Below are 20,871 nucleotides of genomic sequence, written 5' to 3' on the forward strand. Positions count from 1 at the left end.
GAGAATGAACCCACATTACAACAGGAAATTTATTGCGGAAATTGATATATTCACAACGTCACGTTGCAATTTATGCAATGTAAAATCGTGGAGTGTGAACCGTGGATTTACGCGATCTAAAAACCTTCCTGCACCTGGCGGAAAGCCGCCACTTTGGCCGCAGCGCGCGGGCGATGCACGTCAGTCCCTCCACGCTTTCCCGCCAGATTCAACGGCTGGAAGAGGATCTTAGTCAGGCGCTGTTTATTCGCGATAACCGCACAGTTACCTTGACCGAAGCCGGAGAAGAGCTTCGGGTCTTTGCCCAGCAGACGCTGTTGCAGTATCAGCAATTGCGCCACACCCTCGATCAGCAAGGGCCATCGCTGTCGGGCGAGCTGCATATCTTTTGTTCGGTGACCGCTGCGTATAGTCATCTCCCGCCGATCCTTGACCGCTTTCGCGCCGAGCATCCCTCAGTAGAAATTAAGCTCACGACCGGCGATGCCGCCGACGCGATGGAAAAGGTGGTGACGGGAGAAGCTGACCTGGCGATAGCCGGGAAGCCGGAGACGCTGCCGGGTGCCGTGGCATTCTCAATGCTGGAAAATCTGGCGGTGGTGCTGATCGCTCCGGCATTACCTTGCCCGGTACGCAATCAGGTTTCCGTTGATGAACCCGATTGGTCCACGGTGCCGTTTATTATGGCCGATCAGGGGCCGGTACGACGCCGGATTGAGCTGTGGTTCCGCCGTCATAAAATCAGCAATCCATCAATTTACGCCACGGTCGGCGGTCATGAAGCGATGGTTTCGATGGTGGCGCTGGGCTGCGGCGTAGCGCTGCTGCCGGAAGTTGTGCTGGAAAATAGCCCTGAACCGGTGCGCAACCGCGTGATGATTTTAGAGCGCAGCGATGAGAAGACCCCGTTTGAGCTGGGTGTCTGCGCACCAAAGAAGCGGCTGCATGAGCCGCTCATTGATGCGTTCTGGAAAATTGTGCTGGAGCGCAAAATCGACGAAGGAAAGTAGCGACTCACGCGCGCATCATCGTGCGCAGAAAGGGCCTGAAGGCTAAAATCAGTGGTAGATTCAGTATTGAAGCACCTTTCCTGTATAATGCCGCGTGCCATAATACAGAAATGTAGTGGGGGGCTTGCTCATCATGACGTTAAGCAAGCCAGAACAGACGGTGTCATTGCGCACTTGACAGCGAAATACAAACTTAATTAGCCATCATTATGATAATCAAACCAAAAATTCGTGGATTCATCTGTACAACGACCCATCCGACTGGCTGCAAAGTCAATGTGGAAAAACAGATCGAGTATGTTAAGCAAAACGGGAAAATTGCCAACGGCCCTTCCCGCGTACTGGTTATCGGTGCTTCCACCGGTTACGGCCTAGCTTCAAGAATTTCCGCAGCGTTTGGCAGCGGTGCCGCCACTATTGGCGTATTTTTCGAAAAACCAGGTACGGAAACTAAACCGGGTTCCGCAGGCTGGTATAACTCAGCGGCTTTTGATCAAGCGGCTAAACGTGAAGGCTTGTACTCGAAAAGCATCAACGGCGACGCATTCTCCGATGAGTGCCGCGATGAAGTTATCAAACTGATTAAAGAAGATCTGGGTCAGATCGATTTAGTCGTTTACTCACTGGCTTCTCCAGTGCGTAAAATGCCGAAAACTGGCGAAGTGGTTCGTTCTGCGCTGAAACCAATCGGCGAGGTTTACACCTCTAAAGCGATTGATACCAACAAAGATCAGATCATCACTGCCAGCATTGAACCGGCAACCGAAGAAGAAGTTCAGAACACCGTGACCGTGATGGGCGGCGAAGACTGGGAACTGTGGATGGGCGCGCTGAGCGAAGCTGGCGTGCTGGCTGAAGGCGTGAAAACCGTTGCCTACTCTTACATCGGTACCGACCTGACCTGGCCAATCTACTGGCACGGCGCGCTGGGCAAAGCGAAAGAAGACCTCGATCGTGCAGCAGGTGAACTGCGTAACCAGCTGGCTCCGCTTCACGGTTCCGCCAACGTAGCGGTACTGAAGTCGGTCATTACCCAGGCGTCTTCTGCTATTCCAGTGATGCCTTTGTATATCTCTATGGTCTTCAAGCTGATGAAAGCACAGGGCATTCACGAAGGGTGCATCGAACAGATCAACCGTCTGATGACCACCAGCTTGTACGGCGACAAGGCTGCACTTGATGATAACCAGCGTATCCGTATGGATGACTGGGAACTGCGTGAAGACATTCAGCAGGCCTGTCGCGACCTGTGGCCGCTGATCACCACCGAAAACCTGGCGCAAGAAACCGACTATGCAGGATACAAGCAGGAATTCCTGAGCCTGTTCGGTTTTGGCCTCGACGGCGTGGATTACGATGCGGATGTGAACACCGAAGTTGAATTCGATGTGATCACGCTGTAGTTGACTGATTAGTCGCAAAAAAAAGGGGTTCATGGAAAACATGAACCCCTTTTTTAATGGCCCTGACCTGCGCGATATCAGACGTTAACCCGCAAGGAAGAAACGGAACGCTGGATTGTGAGTTTCGTCGTGACAGTCGTAGCCCAATTCGTTAAGACGGGTTTCGAAGTCCGGCTCATTCTCGCCTAGTTCAAACGCCGCCAGCACGCGCCCAAAGTCGGTACCATGGCTGCGATAGTGGAACAGTGAAATATTCCAGTGCGTGCCTAAAGTATGCAGGAACTTCAAAAGCGCGCCCGGCGATTCCGGGAACTCGAAGCTGTACAGACGCTCCTGCAACGGCTGTGACGGACGTCCACCAACCATATAGCGCACATGCAGCTTAGCCATTTCGTCGTCGGAGAGATCCACCACGCTGTAGCCACCCTCGTTGAGCAACTGGAGGATTTCTTTGCGTTCCTCCAGCCCACGACTCAGGCGTACGCCAACAAAAATACAGGCGTCTTTTGCATTGGCATAACGGTAGTTAAACTCGGTTACCGAGCGCCCACCCAGCAGTTGGCAGAACTTCAGGAAGCTCCCCTTCTCTTCCGGAATGGTCACCGCCAGCAGCGCTTCACGCTGTTCCCCCAGCTCGCAACGTTCGGAAACGTAACGCAGGCCGTGGAAGTTAACATTCGCGCCGGAGAGCACGTGTGCCAGTCGTTCACCGCGAATATTGTGCTGAGCGATGTATTTTTTCATCCCCGCCAGCGCCAGCGCGCCTGATGGCTCTGCTACCGCACGCACGTCTTCAAACAAGTCTTTCATTGCCGCACAGATAGCATCGCTATCCACGGTGATGATGTCGTCGAGATATTCCTGACACAGACGGAAGGTTTCATCACCGATGCGTTTCACCGCCACGCCTTCGGCAAACAACCCAACGCGCGGTAAATCGACCGGATGACCGGCATCCAGCGCCGCTTTCAGACAGGCTGAATCTTCGGCTTCGACCGCAATCACTTTGATTTGCGGCATCAGTTGTTTAATCAGCACCGCCACGCCCGCCGCCAGACCGCCGCCGCCGACCGGCACAAAAACCCGGTCGAGATGCGCATCCTGCTGGAGCAGTTCTAACGCCAGCGTACCCTGCCCGGCAATCACCATCGGATGATCGAACGGTGGCACCCAGGTAAAGCCCTGCTGCTGCGACAGTTCAATCGCTTTGGCTTTGGCTTCGTCAAAATTAGCCCCGTGCAACAACACTTCGCCGCCGAAACCGCGAACCGCGTCGACTTTGATATCTGCGGTAGCTGTTGGCATGACGATAAGCGCCTTCACACCTAACCGCGAAGCTGAGAAGGCTACGCCCTGCGCATGGTTACCTGCGGACGCGGTAATCACCCCGTGGGATTTCTGCTCCGCTGTCAGGCCCGCCATCATTGCGTAAGCACCACGCAATTTGAAGCTATGCACCGGCTGACGGTCTTCGCGCTTCACCAGTATCACGTTGTCAAGACGTGACGACAGCTTGTCCATTTTTTGCAGCGGCGTAACCTGCACCGCTTCATAGACCGGTGCGCGTAGCACCGCTCTGAGATATTCCGCCCCCTCAGGGGCGCCGGATAGGGGTTGTGAATCTGCCATGATTAGCCACCCAGTTTTGATTTATCGCGTACCGCACCTTTGTCGGCGCTGGTTGCCAGAGTGGCATAGGCGCGAAGGGCAAAGGAGACCTGACGCTCACGATTTTTCGGCGTCCATGCTTTATCACCACGGGCCTCCTGCGCTTCACGACGTGCGGCAATTTCCGCATCGCTGAGCTGCAATTGGATACCGCGATTCGGGATATCGATAGCGATCATGTCGCCATCTTCAATAATCGCAATGTTGCCGCCGCTCGCCGCTTCTGGAGAAACGTGACCGATAGACAGGCCTGATGTCCCGCCGGAGAAACGACCGTCGGTGATCAAGGCGCACGCTTTGCCAAGGCCCATTGATTTCAGGAAGGTGGTTGGGTAAAGCATTTCTTGCATGCCCGGCCCGCCTTTCGGCCCTTCGTAGCGAATCACCACCACGTCACCCGCCACCACTTTGCCACCAAGGATCGCGTCTACCGCATCGTCCTGGCTTTCGTAGACTTTAGCCGGACCGGTAAATTTGAGGATACTGTCATCTACACCGGCGGTTTTCACGATACAGCCATTTTCTGCAAAGTTACCGTACAGTACGGCCAACCCACCATCCTGACTGTAGGCGTGTTCCAGCGAACGGATACAGCCTTCGGCACGATCGTCATCCAGCGTATCCCAGCGGCAATCCTGAGAGAACGCCTGAGTGGTACGGATACCCGCCGGGCCTGCACGGAACATTTTTTTCACGGCTTCATCTTGCGTCAGCATGACATCGTACTGATCCAGGGTCTGAGGCAGCGTCAGTCCCAGCACGTTTTTCACGTTACGGTTCAGCAAGCCTGCACGATCCAACTCACCTAAGATACCCAGAACGCCACCTGCACGGTGGACGTCTTCCATATGATATTTCGGCGTACTCGGCGCGACTTTACACAGCTGCGGCACGTTACGGGATAACTTGTCGATATCCGTCATAGTGAAGTCGATTTCCGCTTCCTGCGCGGCAGCCAGCAGGTGCAGTACGGTGTTAGTGGAACCGCCCATGGCGATATCCAGCGTCATGGCGTTTTCAAAGGCCTCTTTGCAGGCGATATTACGCGGCAGTGCCGAGGCGTCATCCTGCTCGTAGTAGCGTTTGGTCAGCTCGACAATACGCTGGCCTGCGCTGAGGAACAGCGCTTTACGATCAGCGTGGGTCGCCAGCAATGAACCATTGCCCGGCTGTGACAGCCCCAGCGCTTCAGTCAGACAGTTCATTGAGTTGGCGGTGAACATACCGGAGCAGGAACCGCAGGTTGGGCAAGCCGAACGTTCAACCTGATCGCTTTGCGAATCAGAGACTTTCGGGTCAGCGCCCTGAATCATCGCATCGACCAGGTCGAGCTTGATGATTTTGTCAGACAGTTTGGTTTTCCCGGCTTCCATCGGGCCGCCAGACACAAAGATCACCGGGATGTTCAGGCGCAGGGAAGCCATTAACATCCCCGGGGTGATTTTGTCGCAGTTGGAGATACAGACCATCGCATCGGCGCAGTGGGCGTTCACCATATACTCAACGGAGTCGGCAATCAGTTCGCGCGACGGCAGAGAATAAAGCATGCCGCCGTGGCCCATGGCGATACCATCATCCACGGCAATGGTGTTGAACTCTTTAGCTACGCCGCCGGAGGCTTCAATTTGCTCGGCAACCAGTTTACCGAGGTCGCGCAGATGCACGTGGCCGGGCACGAACTGGGTAAACGAGTTTACAACAGCGATAATCGGTTTGCCGAAGTCATCATCGGTCATCCCGGTGGCGCGCCACAGTGCGCGAGCGCCCGCCATATTGCGGCCGTGAGTGGTGGTGGCGGAACGGTATTTAGGCATGCTTTAGTACTCCCAGTCTTTATCTCGTTAAATGGGGTGCTGCGTGACACCCCATCTTTTTATACTTATGGATTAACCTGATCCAACCAACCCCATTTATCCTCGGTTTCACCGGTGAAGAGGCCAAAGAATGCTTGCTGAACACGTTTGGTGACCGGGCCACAGCGGCCTTCACCGACCTGAATACCATCGACGCTGCGCACCGGGGTAATTTCGGCGGCGGTACCGGACATAAACACTTCATCAGCCAGGTACAGGGATTCACGCGACAGCACCTGTTCACGCACTTCAATACCCAGCTCTTTCGCCAGCTTGATGATGGCGTCACGGGTGATACCCGGCAGCGCAGAAGAGGTAAACGGCGGGGTGAATATCACGCCATCTTTCACTTCGAACAGGTTTTCGCCCGCGCCTTCAGACAGGTAGCCGTTAACGTCCAGCGCAATACCTTCCTGATAGCCGTGGCGACGTGCTTCGCTACCGACCAACAGTGAAGAAAGATAGTTACCGCCCGCTTTAGCCGCAGTTGGGATAGTGTTTGGCGCAGCGCGATTCCAGGAAGAAACCATCGCATCGATCCCCTGATCCAGCGCTTCAGCGCCCAGGTAGGCACCCCACGGGAACGCCGCGATGATCACGTCAGTGGTATAGCCCTCTGGCGGGTTAACGCCCATACCCACATCGCCGACAAAGACCAGCGGACGGATATAGGCGCTGGTCAGGTTGTTTTTACGCAGCACTTCACGGCAGGCTTCCATCAGTTCATCAACACTCTGAGAGACCGGGAAACGATAGATTTTGGCGGAGTCACGCAGGCGCTGCATATGCTCGCGGTGACGGAAAACAACCGGGCCTTTGTGAGAATCGTAGCAGCGGATACCTTCAAATACGGAGGTGCCGTAATGCAGCGCGTGGGACATAACGTGAACCTTCGCGTCTTCCCAACGAATCATCTCACCGTTGAACCAGATGTAATCCGCTTTTTTCGTCGTCATTTCTCTTCCTCTTGCGCTCAGGCGCGAATTTGTTGTTGTGATGTGCTTGTACACTGTTGAACGGCAACGTAAGCCACGTCCACCAGTTTATTTAATTGGCTAAACAATAAGTCGACCGGGCGTTGGCTGGCAACGGTCAGTTCGATATTGATATTCTGCGCATCGCTGGCGGTTTCCATATTCATCGAGCAAATCTGAAAGCCGCGATGGCGAACCACACGTAAGACGCGTTCTAAGGTTTCCGGGTTGAAGCGGGCCTGCACGTTGACCTGATGTTGCATCATGATAATTTCTCCAGCATTTGTGAGTTGCTCGCACCTGGCGGCACCAGCGGCCAGACATTCTCAAGTTCGTCGATTGAGACATGAAGCAGGTATGGACCTTCGCTTGCCAGCATGGTGTCGAGTGCCGCTTCAACCTGGTCTTTACGGGTGATGTGTTGGCCAGGGATGCCGAAGGCGTTGGCCAGCATGAGGAAATCGGGGTTATCGGTCAGGGTGGTTTCGCTGTAACGTTCCTGGAAGAACAGTTGCTGCCATTGTCGAACCATCCCTAAACGCTGGTTATCGATTAAGACGATCTTCAGCGGTAACTGCTTGCGTTTCACGGTGCCCAGCTCTTGTACATTCATCATGAAAGAGCCGTCACCGGAGATACAGATAACCGTATCATCCGGACGCGCCACCTGAGCCCCTACGGCCGCCGGCAGACCAAATCCCATGGTGCCCAAACCGCTGGAGGTGATGAAGTTTTCCGGGCGGGTATAAGTCATATGCTGGGCTGACCACATTTGATGCTGGCCTACGTCGGTGGTCACGACGCTATCGGCCGGCTTCCTGTCGGAGAGCTGTTTTAACAGCAGCGGCGCATAGATAGGCTCGCCCGGATGATCGTAACGCCACGCATGTTCAGCACGCATCGCAGCAACGTGCTCACACCAGCCGTCAATCGCCAGTGTCTGCTGCAAAGCGGGCAGCAATGCATTGAGGTCACCCTGCAACGCGACATGAACCTGACGCAATTTATTCATTTCTGCCGGGTCGATGTCCATATGGATAACTTTTGCATGCGGCGCAAAAGTATTAAGCTTGCCGGTCACGCGGTCGTCAAAGCGGGCGCCGACGGCGATCAGCAGATCGCACTCTTGTACCGCCAGGTTAGCTGCTTTGGTGCCGTGCATCCCCAACATGCCGAGATAGTACGGATACTCCACCGGCACCGCACCCAAGCCTTTCAGCGTGCAGGTGGCAGGAATTTTTGTGACTGCCATAAATTCACGCAGCGCTGGAACAGCCTGCGCCATCCCGACACCGCCACCAACATACAGCATCGGTTTCTGTGCCTGCGTCAGCATCTGCTGCGCCTGGACGACTTCGGCATGTGGGAAAACATCAGCACTTTCAACGGTGGAGAAGTACGGCTCTAAATCACCTTGTGCAATCTGGATGTCTTTTGGGATATCAACCAGTACCGGGCCTGGACGGCCTGAGTTTGCCACCTGGAACGCTTCTGCCATGATGCGTGGCAGTTCTTCCAGGGATTGCACCAGGAAACTGTGTTTGGTGCAGGCCAACGACAAACCGAGAACGTCCACTTCCTGAAAGGCGTCCGTACCGATAAGCGGTGCGGCAACCTGGCCGGTGATAGCAACAACGGGAACAGAGTCGAGCAGCGCATCTGCCAGGCCGGTTATCAGGTTAGTGGCACCCGGGCCTGAAGTGGCGATACACACGCCGGTTTTACCGGTGGCACGGGCGTAGCCGATAGCCGCCACCGCCGCGCCCTGCTCGTGTCGACACAGCAGGTGTTCTACGCCGCCGTCATACAGGGCGTCGTAAACTGGCATGATGGCTCCACCCGGATAACCAAATACCGTTTCAACTCCCTGCGCTCGCAACGCATGTACTACCCACTGTGCGCCATTCATAGTTAGTTCCCCGCCGTAGATCGTAAGAAACAGAATATTATGCTATTGCTCACTCTCTGCTCCTCGTTAATGTTTTTAAGTCATAAAAAAACCCCCGGACCTTTCGGTGCGGGGGTCTTAGTTCGTTAAGGCTTGATTCCTAAGCCTTTCCTCGTCCAAGTGCAGCCCCGCACGGTGGGATAATAATCACCACCACGCTAATCACGACTAGGCTAATCACTCGTAGAAGGGCTTTCATTTTTGTATTTTCTTGTATCTTGTTCGAAGGAATGCCTACAGAGTTACCACAGACATCACAAAATGCACAAGTTTTTTTATATCCTTATTACTTACCTTGCTAACAAAATTAGCAAAAGAAATTGTTTTATATGGAAAAATTATGAAATGAAAATATTTCACCTTTTTATCTTCAGCGCGGGGATGAAAAGGGGATCGACCGAGATGTATTAGAAAAGTGCGATCGCGATTCCTTACCTCATGAAACGTGAAGAAAAAACGCTAAAAAACGTGAATGCGCTGCGTAAATACGTAAAAACGCGAGTTAATAAGCAAAATACGCGATGCATAATACCTTCATTCAGGGAGGAGTTATGTCGCTATCCGTTGTCTATACGCGCGCCGCGCTGGGGGTCAATGCCCCGCTTATTACTATCGAAGTTCATATCAGCCAGGGCCTGCCCGGACTGGTGATGGTCGGGCTGCCAGAAACGACTGTCAAAGAGTCGCGTGACCGCGTACGCAGTGCCATCATCAACAGTGGATATGCCTTTCCGGCAAAAAAAATCACCATCAACCTGGCTCCGGCTGATCTGCCAAAGGAGGGCGGTCGATATGATTTACCTATCGCTATTGCGCTCCTGGCAGCTTCTGAGCAGCTTAACAGTCAGAAACTGGGGCAATATGAGTTCGTTGGTGAATTGGCGCTTACGGGCGCGCTGCGAGGCATTCCTGGGGCTATCTCTGCCGCGATGGAGGCAATCCATGCGGGGCGGCAAATTATACTCGCCGATGAGAATGCACCGCTGGTTGGGCTATTAGGCGGCAGTGACTGCTTGATTGCCAGTCATCTACTTGAAGTATGTGCGTTCCTTGAAGGGAAACAAGACCTTCGCCTACCCCCACCTGAAAACATCCCGATTGCCGAAAACAGCGAAGATCTGAATGATGTTATCGGGCAACAGCAGGGTAAGCGGGCGTTAGAAATCACCGCCACAGGAGGGCATAATTTGCTATTGATTGGCCCTCCTGGCACGGGAAAAACCATGCTTGCCAGCCGATTACCCGGGCTATTACCACCGCTAAACGATCGAGAAGCACTGGAAAGTGCCGCGATTATCAGCCTCGAAAATACCGGTAATGTCCGAACCCAGTGGCGCTGCCGTCCTTTTCGCGCCCCCCACCATAGCGCCTCGTTGGCAGCCATGGTGGGCGGTGGGTCAATACCCGCACCCGGTGAGATCTCTCTGGCCCATAATGGTATTTTGTTTTTAGATGAACTGCCTGAGTTTGAACGACGAGTACTGGATGCGCTACGGGAGCCCATTGAGTCAGGGAAGATTCACATCTCACGCACCCGGGCAAAAATTACCTATCCTGCTCGCTTTCAACTTATCGCTGCCATGAATCCTAGTCCGACGGGGCACTATGAAGGCCAGCACAATCGCTGCACCCCGGAGCAAACTCTGCGCTACCTTAATCGCCTCTCAGGCCCTTTCCTCGATCGCTTCGATCTCTCACTGGAGATTCCTCTGCCGCCGCCGGGCTTGCTCAGCCAGCCTACTCATCAAGGCGAAAGTAGCCGTACGGTGCAAAAGAGGGTCATCGCAGCCCAGCGCTATCAGTACGACAGGCAAGATAAACTGAATGCCCACTTAAGCAGCAGTGAAATTAAACAATACTGCGCGTTGAATGATGATGATGTGTTGTGGCTTGAGCAGACGTTAACGCGCCTTGGGCTATCTATACGCGCCTGGCAGCGTCTGCTAAAGGTTTCACGTACGCTGGCGGATATGGAGGGGGTTAGGTGTATTGAACGACGTCATTTGCAGGAGGCGCTCAGCTATCGTGGTATCGATAGGATGCTGCTGCATCTGCAAACGTTACTACAATAAAAAAAGGGGCCTGAGCCCCTTTTTTTATTAGTCGTCGCTGTCGGTATAGTCTTCAGCGCCTTCTACCTGCGGTTTACCGCCAGACAGAGTGTGGAAGCGCTTCGGACGCTTAATGCGCGTCACATACTTGTGCCATACGCGTTCAGCTTCGGTCACCGGCTCACGCTCACCTCGGCATACAGTGAGGAACTGCTGCTCCTCTTCGGTAACAGGCTCGCGCTTACCGAGATCAAGTTCGTTAAAGGCAAAGCCATAACGCTCCAGCAACTGCGCCTCTTTGATGGTGAAATCACCATGACGAGAGAACCCACGCGGATAATTTTTATTATCGAAAAAACGATTAGTTGTCGTAAAGCTTTCCGCCATCCTACACGCTCCTAATTCTTTGGCCGAGCTATTTATGGCGCGGAGTATTAGATACGCTTGACAGAGTGTAAAACAAAAGATTTAAATCATTACGACAAAAAATTTTGCGGAGAAAGCTGTGGATACCGAATTGCTGAAAACTTTCCTCGAAGTGAGCAGAACTCGTCACTTCGGGCGGGCTGCGGAAGCGCTCTATCTGACACAATCGGCGGTAAGCTTTCGCATACGTCAGTTAGAAAATCAGCTTGGGGTAAACCTGTTCACCCGCCATCGCAATAATATCCGGCTGACAGCAGCAGGTGAGAAGCTTCTCCCCTATGCTGAGACGCTGATGAGTACATGGCAAGCTGCACGCAAGGAGGTGGCGAATACCTCAAGGCACAACGAGTTTTCGATTGGTGCGAGCGCCTCACTATGGGAGTGTATGCTCAACGAATGGCTTGCCAGACTATACCAGGCGGACGATACGTTGCAGTTTGAAGCGCGGATCGCTCAGCGACAGTCATTGGTAAAACAGCTCCACGAGCGTCAGCTCGATCTGCTGATTACCACCGAAACCCCTAAAATGGATGAGTTTAGCAGCCAGTTGTTGGGGCATTTCCCTCTTGAACTGTACTGCGCGACTCCGGCGACAGTCAGATCTGAGCTGAACTATCTGCGCCTGGAGTGGGGGGCTGACTTTCAGCAGCATGAGGTTGGGCTTATCGCCAGTGATGATATTCCGCTTTTGACTACCAGTTCAGCGACTTTAGCCCGTCGCCAACTGTTGCCATTAAAAGGGTGTACCTGGTTGCCAATTACGTGGGCGCAGGATCAAGGAGAGCTGTACCCCGTTGCGGACGGTTCAGCGATTTCACGACCTTTATACGCAATTTGGCTGCAAAATAGCGACAAACAGGCGCAAATTCATGACATATTGAAAACCAACGTTTTCTGAGAGTTAGAAGAGATCTTTGGCCCGAAGGAACAGCTTTGGGCCTTTTAGAAAGGTAAATTTTAGACAAAAAAAATCCTTTGCCGAAGCAAAGGATTATATATGGCAGGGGCGGAGAGACTCGAACTCGCGACACCCGGTTTTGGAGACCGGTGCTCTACCAACTGAGCTACGCCCCTAAAGACTTCTTAATTTTTGTTATCATTAAGCCTGCTAAGTTAGCAGGCTTAATTTTTAATAAGTGGCGGAACGGACGGGACTCGAACCCGCGACCCCCTGCGTGACAGGCAGGTATTCTAACCGACTGAACTACCGCTCCACCGAATTTCTTTGTCACTACCCGGATTATTCATCCCGGTTTACTGCAATTTGATGCCTGGCAGTTCCCTACTCTCGCATGGGGAGACCCCACACTACCATCGGCGCTACGGCGTTTCACTTCTGAGTTCGGCATGGGGTCAGGTGGGACCACCGCGCTAGTGCCGCCAGGCAAATTCTGTTTATCAACACGCATCTCTGCATGTCGATTTAATCTGTCTCAAGCTGAATATCGTGTCTCATCACCAACAAAACACCTTTGGCGTTGTAAGGTTAAGCCTCACGGTTCATTAGTACTGGTTAGCTCAACGTATCGCTACGCTTACACACCCAGCCTATCAACGTCGTAGTCTTCAACGTTCCTTCAGGACTCTCAAGGAGTCAGGGAGAACTCATCTCGGGGCAAGTTTCGTGCTTAGATGCTTTCAGCACTTATCTTTTCCGCATTTAGCTACCGGGCAATGCCATTGGCATGACAACCCGAACACCAGTGATGCGTCCACTCCGGTCCTCTCGTACTAGGAGCAGCCCCCCTCAATTCTCCAGCGCCCACGGCAGATAGGGACCGAACTGTCTCACGACGTTCTAAACCCAGCTCGCGTACCACTTTAAATGGCGAACAGCCATACCCTTGGGACCTACTTCAGCCCCAGGATGTGATGAGCCGACATCGAGGTGCCAAACACCGCCGTCGATATGAACTCTTGGGCGGTATCAGCCTGTTATCCCCGGAGTACCTTTTATCCGTTGAGCGATGGCCCTTCCATTCAGAACCACCGGATCACTATGACCTGCTTTCGCACCTGCTCGAGCCGTCACTCTCGCAGTCAAGCTAGCTTATGCCATTGCACTAACCTCCTGATGTCCGACCAGGATTAGCTAACCTTCGTGCTCCTCCGTTACTCTTTAGGAGGAGACCGCCCCAGTCAAACTACCCACCAGACACTGTCCGCAACCCGGGTAACGGGTCTACGTTAGAACACCAGCCATTAAAGGGTGGTATTTCAAGGTTGGCTCCATGCAGACTGGCGTCCACACTTCAAAGCCTCCCACCTATCCTACACATCAAGGACCAGTGTTCAGTGTCAAGCTATAGTAAAGGTTCACGGGGTCTTTCCGTCTTGCCGCGGGTACACTGCATCTTCACAGCGAGTTCAATTTCACTGAGTCTCGGGTGGAGACAGCCTGGCCATCATTACGCCATTCGTGCAGGTCGGAACTTACCCGACAAGGAATTTCGCTACCTTAGGACCGTTATAGTTACGGCCGCCGTTTACCGGGGCTTCGATCAAGAGCTTCGCCTTACAGCTAACCCCATCAATTAACCTTCCGGCACCGGGCAGGCGTCACACCGTATACGTCCACTTTCGTGTTTGCACAGTGCTGTGTTTTTAATAAACAGTTGCAGCCAGCTGGTATCTTCGACTGATTTCAGCTCCATGGGTAAACCACTTCACCTACATATCAGCGTGCCTTCTCCCGAAGTTACGGCACCATTTTGCCTAGTTCCTTCACCCGAGTTCTCTCAAGCGCCTTGGTATTCTCTACCTGACCACCTGTGTCGGTTTGGGGTACGATTTGATGTTACCTGATGCTTAGAGGCTTTTCCTGGAAGTGCGGCATTTGTTACTTCAGCACCGTAGTGCCTCGTCATCACACCTCAGCGTTAATAAGAGTCCGGATTTACCTAAACTCTCCGCCTACATGCTTAAACCGGGACAACCGTCGCCCGGCTAACATAGCCCTCTCCGTCCCCCCTTCGCAGTAACACCAAGTACAGGAATATTAACCTGTTTCCCATCGACTACGCCTTTCGGCCTCGCCTTAGGGGTCGACTCACCCTGCCCCGATTAACGTTGGACAGGAACCCTTGGTCTTCCGGCGTGCGGGTTTTTCACCCGCATTATCGTTACTTATGTCAGCATTCGCACTTCTGATACCTCCAGCACCCCTCACAGGACACCTTCAACGGCTTACAGAACGCTCCCCTACCCAACAACACATAGTGTCGCTGCCGCAGCTTCGGTGCACAGTTTAGCCCCGTTACATCTTCCGCGCAGGCCGACTCGACCAGTGAGCTATTACGCTTTCTTTAAATGATGGCTGCTTCTAAGCCAACATCCTGGCTGTCTGAGCCTTCCCACATCGTTTCCCACTTAACTGTGACTTTGGGACCTTAGCTGGCGGTCTGGGTTGTTTCCCTCTTCACGACGGACGTTAGCACCCGCCGTGTGTCTCCCGTGATAACATTCTTCGGTATTCGTAGTTTGCATCGGGTTGGTAAGTCGGGATGACCCCCTAGCCGAAACAGTGCTCTACCCCCGAAGATGAGTTCACGAGGCGCTACCTAAATAGCTTTCGGGGAGAACCAGCTATCTCCCGGTTTGATTGGCCTTTCACCCCCAGCCACAAGTCATCCGCTAATTTTTCAACATTAGTCGGTTCGGTCCTCCAGTTAGTGTTACCCAACCTTCAACCTGCCCATGGCTAGATCACCGGGTTTCGGGTCTATACCCTGCAACTTAACGCCCAGTTAAGACTCGGTTTCCCTTCGGCTCCCCTATTCGGTTAACCTTGCTACAGAATATAAGTCGCTGACCCATTATACAAAAGGTACGCAGTCACCCTGATAAATCAAGGCTCCCACTGCTTGTACGTACACGGTTTCAGGTTCTGTTTCACTCCCCTCGCCGGGGTTCTTTTCGCCTTTCCCTCACGGTACTGGTTCACTATCGGTCAGTCAGGAGTATTTAGCCTTGGAGGATGGTCCCCCCATATTCAGACAGGATACCACGTGTCCCGCCCTACTCTTCGAGTTCACAACACATGCATTTTTGTGTACGGGGCTATCACCCTGTATCGCCGGACTTTCCAGACCGTTCCACTAACACACATGCTGATTCAGACTCTGGGCTGCTCCCCGTTCGCTCGCCGCTACTAGGGGAATCTCGGTTGATTTCTTTTCCTCGGGGTACTTAGATGTTTCAGTTCCCCCGGTTCGCTTCATTACGCTATGTATTCACATAATGATAGTGTGTCGAAACACACTGGGTTTCCCCATTCGGAAATCGTCGGTTATAACGGTTCATATCACCTTACCGACGCTTATCGCAGATTAGCACGTCCTTCATCGCCTCTGACTGCCAGGGCATCCACCGTGTACGCTTAGTCGCTTAACCTCACAACCCGAAGATGTTTCGTAAAACATTCCGCAGTTGCGAAAATTTGAGAGACTCGAACACACCGCTTATCTGTTCTTATTACGGAGAACAGACACAGTGTGTCGTTTCAATTTTCAGCTTGATCCAGATTTTTAAAGAGCAAAACTTCGCAGTGAACCTTTTCAGGTACACTCTGAAGTTTTTTTTGTTTTGTTCGCAGTAAAAGGATGGTGGAGCTATGCGGGATCGAACCGCAGACCTCCTGCGTGCAAGGCAGGCGCTCTCCCAGCTGAGCTATAACCCCATCGTAACACTAATCTCTGTACCGGTAATTCTTGTTGAGGCAAGGCGTGGAATAACGAAACATACTGAAGTATGCGAGTTGTTCCGCAACGCAGCATCAGCAAGAATTTGGTAGGCCTGAGTGGACTTGAACCACCGACCTCACCCTTATCAGGGGTGCGCTCTAACCACCTGAGCTACAAGCCTGCAGAGATTTTTACTGCTAATTTTCATCAGACAATCTGTGTGGACACTTCAAAGCACGTTTCTTTAAGGTAAGGAGGTGATCCAACCGCAGGTTCCCCTACGGTTACCTTGTTACGACTTCACCCCAGTCATGAATCACAAAGTGGTAAGCGCCCTCCCGAAGGTTAAGCTACCTACTTCTTTTGCAACCCACTCCCATGGTGTGACGGGCGGTGTGTACAAGGCCCGGGAACGTATTCACCGTAGCATTCTGATCTACGATTACTAGCGATTCCGACTTCACGGAGTCGAGTTGCAGACTCCGATCCGGACTACGACATACTTTATGAGGTCCGCTTGCTCTCGCGAGGTCGCTTCTCTTTGTATATGCCATTGTAGCACGTGTGTAGCCCTACTCGTAAGGGCCATGATGACTTGACGTCATCCCCACCTTCCTCCAGTTTATCACTGGCAGTCTCCTTTGAGTTCCCGGCCGAACCGCTGGCAACAAAGGATAAGGGTTGCGCTCGTTGCGGGACTTAACCCAACATTTCACAACACGAGCTGACGACAGCCATGCAGCACCTGTCTCAGAGTTCCCGAAGGCACCAAAGCATCTCTGCTAAGTTCTCTGGATGTCAAGAGTAGGTAAGGTTCTTCGCGTTGCATCGAATTAAACCACATGCTCCACCGCTTGTGCGGGCCCCCGTCAATTCATTTGAGTTTTAACCTTGCGGCCGTACTCCCCAGGCGGTCGACTTAACGCGTTAGCTCCGGAAGCCACGCCTCAAGGGCACAACCTCCAAGTCGACATCGTTTACGGCGTGGACTACCAGGGTATCTAATCCTGTTTGCTCCCCACGCTTTCGCACCTGAGCGTCAGTCTTTGTCCAGGGGGCCGCCTTCGCCACCGGTATTCCTCCAGATCTCTACGCATTTCACCGCTACACCTGGAATTCTACCCCCCTCTACAAGACTCTAGCCTGCCAGTTTCGAATGCAGTTCCCAGGTTGAGCCCGGGGATTTCACATCCGACTTGACAGACCGCCTGCGTGCGCTTTACGCCCAGTAATTCCGATTAACGCTTGCACCCTCCGTATTACCGCGGCTGCTGGCACGGAGTTAGCCGGTGCTTCTTCTGCGAGTAACGTCAATCACTGCGGTTATTAACCACAATGCCTTCCTCCTCGCTGAAAGTACTTTACAACCCGAAGGCCTTCTTCATACACGCGGCATGGCTGCATCAGGCTTGCGCCCATTGTGCAATATTCCCCACTGCTGCCTCCCGTAGGAGTCTGGACCGTGTCTCAGTTCCAGTGTGGCTGGTCATCCTCTCAGACCAGCTAGGGATCGTCGCCTAGGTGAGCCATTACCCCACCTACTAGCTAATCCCATCTGGGCACATCCGATGGTGTGAGGCCCGAAGGTCCCCCACTTTGGTCTTGCGACGTTATGCGGTATTAGCTACCGTTTCCAGTAGTTATCCCCCTCCATCGGGCAGTTTCCCAGACATTACTCACCCGTCCGCCACTCGTCACCCAAGAGCAAGCTCTCTGTGCTACCGTTCGACTTGCATGTGTTAGGCCTGCCGCCAGCGTTCAATCTGAGCCATGATCAAACTCTTCAATTTAAGTGTTTGATGCTCAATAAATTAAACTTCGTAATGAATTACGTATGTTCACTCGTTGAGACTTGGTATTCATTTAGCGTCTTGCGACGTTTAAGAATCCGTATCTTCGAGTGCCCACACAGATTGTCTGATAAATTGTTAAAGAGCAGTGCCGCTTCGCTTTCTCAGCGGCGCGGGATGTGCATATTACGCTTTCCCGCTTCAGAGTCAAGCATTTAATTTCGCTTTTCTCCGCTGAAGTTCTTCTTAAGAACCTCGCTAACACGGCGGCTTCTATTCCGTTGTTCCGTGTCAGTGGAGGCGCATTATAGGGAGTTCTGAGACGTTGACAAGCCCTGTTTTAAAAAAACTTTTCAACCGTCTCTTTTTTGCTCAAATCAGGCTGAAACAGGCAGTTTTTCGAGCGTTTCAAAGCCATAACGCTGTAAAACGGGTAAAAGTTGCTCAGTTTCTGTTGTCAACGCCATGCAGTAAGCCAGATTTTCATCGCTGGATTTCGCATCTGGCGCTTCATGTTCTAGCAACCAGGCTGTACGACGCGCAATCGCAGCACCAGAATCCACCAACCGCGTTCCTTCCGGAAGTACCTGCAACAGCTCCTCTTGTAATAGAGGGAAATGGGTACAGCCAAGAACAACCGTATCCGGCGGCTCCTGCATCCGTAGCCATGGACGCAGAATACGGCGTAGCTCCTCAAGTGAAACGGGCTCACCATGCAGTTTCGCTTCTGCCAGCTCAACCAATTCCGCCGAGCCCAGCATTTCAATCCGGCATTCATCCGCAAAGCGTGCAATCAACTCATGGGTATAAGGACGCTTCACCGTTCCTCGCGTCGCCAGTAGCCCAACGATACGGTTCGCCGATAGGCGCGCCGCCGGTTTAATTGCAGGAACAACGCCCACTACCGGGAAGGCAAATTTCTCACGCAGCGCAGGCAGCGATACCGTGCTTGCCGTATTACAGGCGATAACCGCTAGCGCCAACGGGTAGCGTTGTTGTACTGCAGTGACAATTTCGAGGACACGTTCAACGATAAACGCTTCACTCTTTTCCCCATATGGGAAAGCAACGTTATCGAAAGCGTAGATATAATGGAGATCCGGCAGGAGATGCCGAATCTCATCGTAGACCGACAACCCACCGACCCCGGAATCAAAGACCAGGACGGTGGGACGTGGTTTAGAAGGTGTAGCTGCCAGACAAGGTGTATTCCCGTCCTGCAGTTGGGTAGCCATATGCTGTCTCGTAATCTTTATCGAACAGGTTGGCGATTTTACCACGAACTGTCAGGTGTGAGGTGACCGGATATGACAATCCGACATCCCATAAGCTTACGCCACCCAGTTTAACATCGCGCTGATTGTCATAATCGTTATCGTAACGCTGGCCGATATACTGATACATCACGTTCCAACCCAGATCAAAGACCTGACCGGTGAGCTCATATTTCGCCTGTTGCTTAGCACGGCGATAAAGAACTTTATCCGTTTCGTCATCACGCGGATCGACATACTGCAATGTCAGGTGATGCTCGACGGGACCAGTTGTAACATTGCCCGTCCACTCCACGCCTTTAATTGTGGCCGACTTCACGTTGACGTACTGGTTATTCTTATAATCAATCAGATTCTGGATTTCATAATGGTATGCCGACAAGCGCCAATCCAGCGGCCCGGTTAGCCCATCAATTCCCGCTTCCCACTGTTTAGACTCTTCCGGCTTCAGGTCTGGGTTAGCCGCAATACCTGGGCCGTAGGAGGAAGCAAAACGCGTTGCGCCGAATTGCTGACCCAGTGACGGTGCCAGGAAACCCGTGCCGTAGGAGAGCGTAGCTCGATAGCCTTCAACAAACTCCCACCCCGCCGCCGTCTGCCAGGTTCCGCGCCAGCCGAACTGCTCATCGTGATCTTCGCGGCCCGAGGCCTCGAGGGTAACGCTATCAATCTGCTGCTGCCCGGTCAGGTAAAGCCCGGTAGTGTCACGCTTGTAGGTATCCGACAGCGTCGTGCTGCTTGAGAACAGCTTTTCCTGTTTCCAGTCAACGCCACCGCTAATCGCCCCGTGCCCAACCTCAACGTTATTCCCCCACTGAATATAACGCTGCTCCATATCGTCGAGCGTCGCATCACCCGCATAGCGACCGAGGTCGTTGCTGTAGTTGTAGCTTTTCAGATGCTGATAGTTGGCGATCAGTTGAGAAGAATAGATGCCCGAGTTGTAGCGCAGACCGGTATCCCAGGATTGGTTGTAGTTCTGCACTTCATCATTACCGCCCGCATAGCCATACCCACCCTGATCGTAGTCGCTGTTGGCGGTATAGCCATAACCACGGAAGAAGCCAGAGAAGCTATCGTCAAACTTGTGCTGTACGCCGCCCCAGAACATCTTGTTGCGGTAACCATCGCGATCGCTATCACCGCTGTAGGTGGAATTCGGCTGGACGTTAAAGCCTTTTGTCGTCTGGTATGCACCAGCGGCGGTGACGAGGGTATCGCCAAAGCGCTTATTCATCGCACCATCGTAGGTTTGATAACCGTCGCTACCCACACCGGCGTTAATCTGCGAACGTTCTTCATCAGTCATGGTAATAATGTTGACCACGCCGCCAATTGCACCGGAGCCATAAACCGCGGAACGTGGCCCGCGGATATATTCAACACGCTGAACCAGTGATACTGGAATCTGACCAATATCGATACCATTCGATATGCCAGCTCGCGCCATTGGCACACCATCAATCAGCACCAGAACATGACGCCCTTCCGTGCCGCGCACGTAGAGAGAGGAGCTTTTCCCCATCCCCCCATTCTGGCTGATATCCACACCCGGTAAACGGCGCATCACATCATTAAGATCTTTTGACTGCCAGCGCTGGATATCATCTCGCGTGACCACATCGGTCGGCGCCAGTACGGTATTTACAGGTTGCTGGAAACGGTTGCCGGTCACCACCAGCGTGTCTGACTTGCTGTCTTGCGCCCAGCCGGAAAATGCCGTGACGGATAATGCCGTCAGCAGCGAAACTTTTTTAATCATTTTAAAAGCATCCGAATCAATAAAGGATGC

Annotated in this window: 13 protein-coding genes, 4 tRNA genes and 3 rRNA genes; 4 read left to right on the forward strand and 16 right to left on the reverse strand. The window is 52.9% G+C overall.

Annotated features, from left to right (window positions below):
- Positions 1-101 precede the first annotated feature (101 nt).
- Together ilvY and fabV are read left to right on the forward strand one after the other, a co-directional pair.
- Entirely contained in the window at positions 102-1,010 is a 909-nt protein-coding gene (gene ilvY / locus U0026_RS21915; RefSeq protein ID WP_062777342.1) for an HTH-type transcriptional activator IlvY, read from the forward strand.
- 209 nt (positions 1,011-1,219) lie between these two features.
- Entirely contained in the window at positions 1,220-2,413 is a 1,194-nt protein-coding gene (gene fabV / locus U0026_RS21920; RefSeq protein WP_062777340.1) for an enoyl-ACP reductase FabV, read from the forward strand.
- 84 nt (positions 2,414-2,497) lie between these two features.
- Here the strand turns inward: fabV and ilvA are convergent, their stop codons facing one another.
- The 6 genes from ilvA to ilvL all read right to left on the reverse strand — a co-directional run bounded on the left by ilvA (position 2,498) and on the right by ilvL (position 9,055).
- On the reverse strand, positions 2,498-4,042 hold the full coding sequence (ilvA, locus tag U0026_RS21925; protein ID WP_062777338.1) for a threonine ammonia-lyase, biosynthetic: 1,545 nt from the start codon (positions 4,040-4,042) through the stop codon (positions 2,498-2,500).
- 2 nt (positions 4,043-4,044) lie between these two features.
- The gene (ilvD, locus tag U0026_RS21930) at positions 4,045-5,895 is read right to left on the reverse strand and encodes a dihydroxy-acid dehydratase (RefSeq protein ID WP_062777336.1); all 1,851 of its coding nucleotides are present in this window, start codon (positions 5,893-5,895) and stop codon (positions 4,045-4,047) included.
- A gap of 65 nt (positions 5,896-5,960) precedes the next feature.
- On the reverse strand, positions 5,961-6,890 hold the full coding sequence (gene ilvE / locus U0026_RS21935) for a branched-chain-amino-acid transaminase (RefSeq protein WP_062777334.1): 930 nt from the start codon (positions 6,888-6,890) through the stop codon (positions 5,961-5,963).
- A gap of 17 nt (positions 6,891-6,907) precedes the next feature.
- On the reverse strand, positions 6,908-7,174 hold the full coding sequence (gene ilvM / locus U0026_RS21940) for an acetolactate synthase 2 small subunit (protein ID WP_062777332.1): 267 nt from the start codon (positions 7,172-7,174) through the stop codon (positions 6,908-6,910).
- A complete protein-coding gene (gene ilvG, locus U0026_RS21945; RefSeq protein WP_062777330.1) occupies positions 7,171-8,817 on the reverse strand; it encodes an acetolactate synthase 2 catalytic subunit in 1,647 nt (548 codons plus the stop codon). Before ilvG ends, ilvM begins: the two co-directional genes overlap by 4 nt.
- Before the next feature lie 139 nt (positions 8,818-8,956).
- On the reverse strand, positions 8,957-9,055 hold the full coding sequence (ilvL, locus tag U0026_RS21950; protein WP_015966468.1) for an ilv operon leader peptide: 99 nt from the start codon (positions 9,053-9,055) through the stop codon (positions 8,957-8,959).
- A 352-nt stretch (positions 9,056-9,407) separates the two neighbouring features.
- Here ilvL and U0026_RS21955 point away from each other — a divergent pair, with 352 nt between their 5' ends.
- Positions 9,408-10,928, forward strand: a complete 1,521-nt coding sequence (locus U0026_RS21955; RefSeq protein ID WP_062777328.1) for a YifB family Mg chelatase-like AAA ATPase — start codon at positions 9,408-9,410, stop codon at positions 10,926-10,928.
- Between the two features lie 27 nt (positions 10,929-10,955).
- Here U0026_RS21955 and U0026_RS21960 read toward each other — a convergent pair whose 3' ends face one another.
- Positions 10,956-11,294, reverse strand: coding sequence for a MaoP family protein (locus U0026_RS21960; RefSeq protein WP_062777326.1), 339 nt, complete (start codon positions 11,292-11,294; stop codon positions 10,956-10,958).
- A gap of 88 nt (positions 11,295-11,382) precedes the next feature.
- Between U0026_RS21960 and hdfR the strand changes: the two genes are divergently transcribed.
- Positions 11,383-12,231 carry an HTH-type transcriptional regulator HdfR gene (gene hdfR / locus U0026_RS21965; protein WP_370923024.1) on the forward strand — a complete coding sequence of 283 codons (849 nt, stop codon included), beginning with the start codon at positions 11,383-11,385 and terminating at the stop codon, positions 12,229-12,231.
- A 100-nt stretch (positions 12,232-12,331) separates the two neighbouring features.
- Here the strand turns inward: hdfR and U0026_RS21970 are convergent.
- The 9 genes from U0026_RS21970 to btuB form a co-directional block, all read right to left on the reverse strand.
- Positions 12,332-12,407, reverse strand: a tRNA-Trp gene (locus U0026_RS21970).
- A 63-nt stretch (positions 12,408-12,470) separates the two neighbouring features.
- Positions 12,471-12,547, reverse strand: a tRNA-Asp gene (locus U0026_RS21975).
- 55 nt (positions 12,548-12,602) lie between these two features.
- Positions 12,603-12,718 (reverse strand): 5S ribosomal RNA (gene rrf / locus U0026_RS21980).
- 97 nt (positions 12,719-12,815) lie between these two features.
- Positions 12,816-15,725: ribosomal RNA gene (locus tag U0026_RS21985) — 23S ribosomal RNA — on the reverse strand.
- 210 nt (positions 15,726-15,935) lie between these two features.
- Positions 15,936-16,011: transfer RNA gene (locus U0026_RS21990), tRNA-Ala, on the reverse strand.
- 108 nt (positions 16,012-16,119) lie between these two features.
- Positions 16,120-16,196, reverse strand: a tRNA-Ile gene (locus U0026_RS21995).
- A 69-nt stretch (positions 16,197-16,265) separates the two neighbouring features.
- Positions 16,266-17,805: ribosomal RNA gene (locus tag U0026_RS22000) — 16S ribosomal RNA — on the reverse strand.
- The 16S, 23S and 5S rRNA genes sit together here with 4 tRNA genes alongside, the layout of an rRNA operon.
- A 377-nt stretch (positions 17,806-18,182) precedes the next feature.
- Positions 18,183-19,040, reverse strand: coding sequence for a glutamate racemase (gene murI, locus U0026_RS22005; protein WP_062776606.1), 858 nt, complete (start codon positions 19,038-19,040; stop codon positions 18,183-18,185).
- Positions 18,985-20,841 (reverse strand): TonB-dependent vitamin B12 receptor BtuB, encoded by a 1,857-nt coding sequence (gene btuB, locus U0026_RS22010; protein ID WP_062776607.1) that lies wholly within the window; start codon positions 20,839-20,841, stop codon positions 18,985-18,987. Before btuB ends, murI begins: the two co-directional genes overlap by 56 nt.
- Positions 20,842-20,871 lie beyond the last annotated feature (30 nt).

Origin of the sequence: Kluyvera intermedia (genome assembly GCF_034424175.1) — a bacterium.
GTDB lineage: Bacteria > Pseudomonadota > Gammaproteobacteria > Enterobacterales > Enterobacteriaceae > Kluyvera > Kluyvera intermedia.

Excerpts from the sequence above, each read along its gene's own strand:
- fabV (WP_062777340.1), top strand. The coding sequence starts at position 1,220 with ATGATAATCAAACCAAAAATTCGTGGATTCATCTGTACAACGACCCAT.
- ilvA (WP_062777338.1), bottom strand. The coding sequence starts at position 4,042 with ATGGCAGATTCACAACCCCTATCCGGCGCCCCTGAGGGGGCGGAATAT.
- ilvD (WP_062777336.1), bottom strand. The coding sequence starts at position 5,895 with ATGCCTAAATACCGTTCCGCCACCACCACTCACGGCCGCAATATGGCG.
- ilvE (WP_062777334.1), bottom strand. The coding sequence starts at position 6,890 with ATGACGACGAAAAAAGCGGATTACATCTGGTTCAACGGTGAGATGATT.
- ilvM (WP_062777332.1), bottom strand. The coding sequence starts at position 7,174 with ATGATGCAACATCAGGTCAACGTGCAGGCCCGCTTCAACCCGGAAACC.
- ilvG (WP_062777330.1), bottom strand. The coding sequence starts at position 8,817 with ATGAATGGCGCACAGTGGGTAGTACATGCGTTGCGAGCGCAGGGAGTT.
- ilvL (WP_015966468.1), bottom strand. The coding sequence starts at position 9,055 with ATGAAAGCCCTTCTACGAGTGATTAGCCTAGTCGTGATTAGCGTGGTG.
- U0026_RS21955 (WP_062777328.1), top strand. The coding sequence starts at position 9,408 with ATGTCGCTATCCGTTGTCTATACGCGCGCCGCGCTGGGGGTCAATGCC.
- U0026_RS21960 (WP_062777326.1), bottom strand. The coding sequence starts at position 11,294 with ATGGCGGAAAGCTTTACGACAACTAATCGTTTTTTCGATAATAAAAAT.
- murI (WP_062776606.1), bottom strand. The coding sequence starts at position 19,040 with ATGGCTACCCAACTGCAGGACGGGAATACACCTTGTCTGGCAGCTACA.
- btuB (WP_062776607.1), bottom strand. The coding sequence starts at position 20,841 with ATGATTAAAAAAGTTTCGCTGCTGACGGCATTATCCGTCACGGCATTT.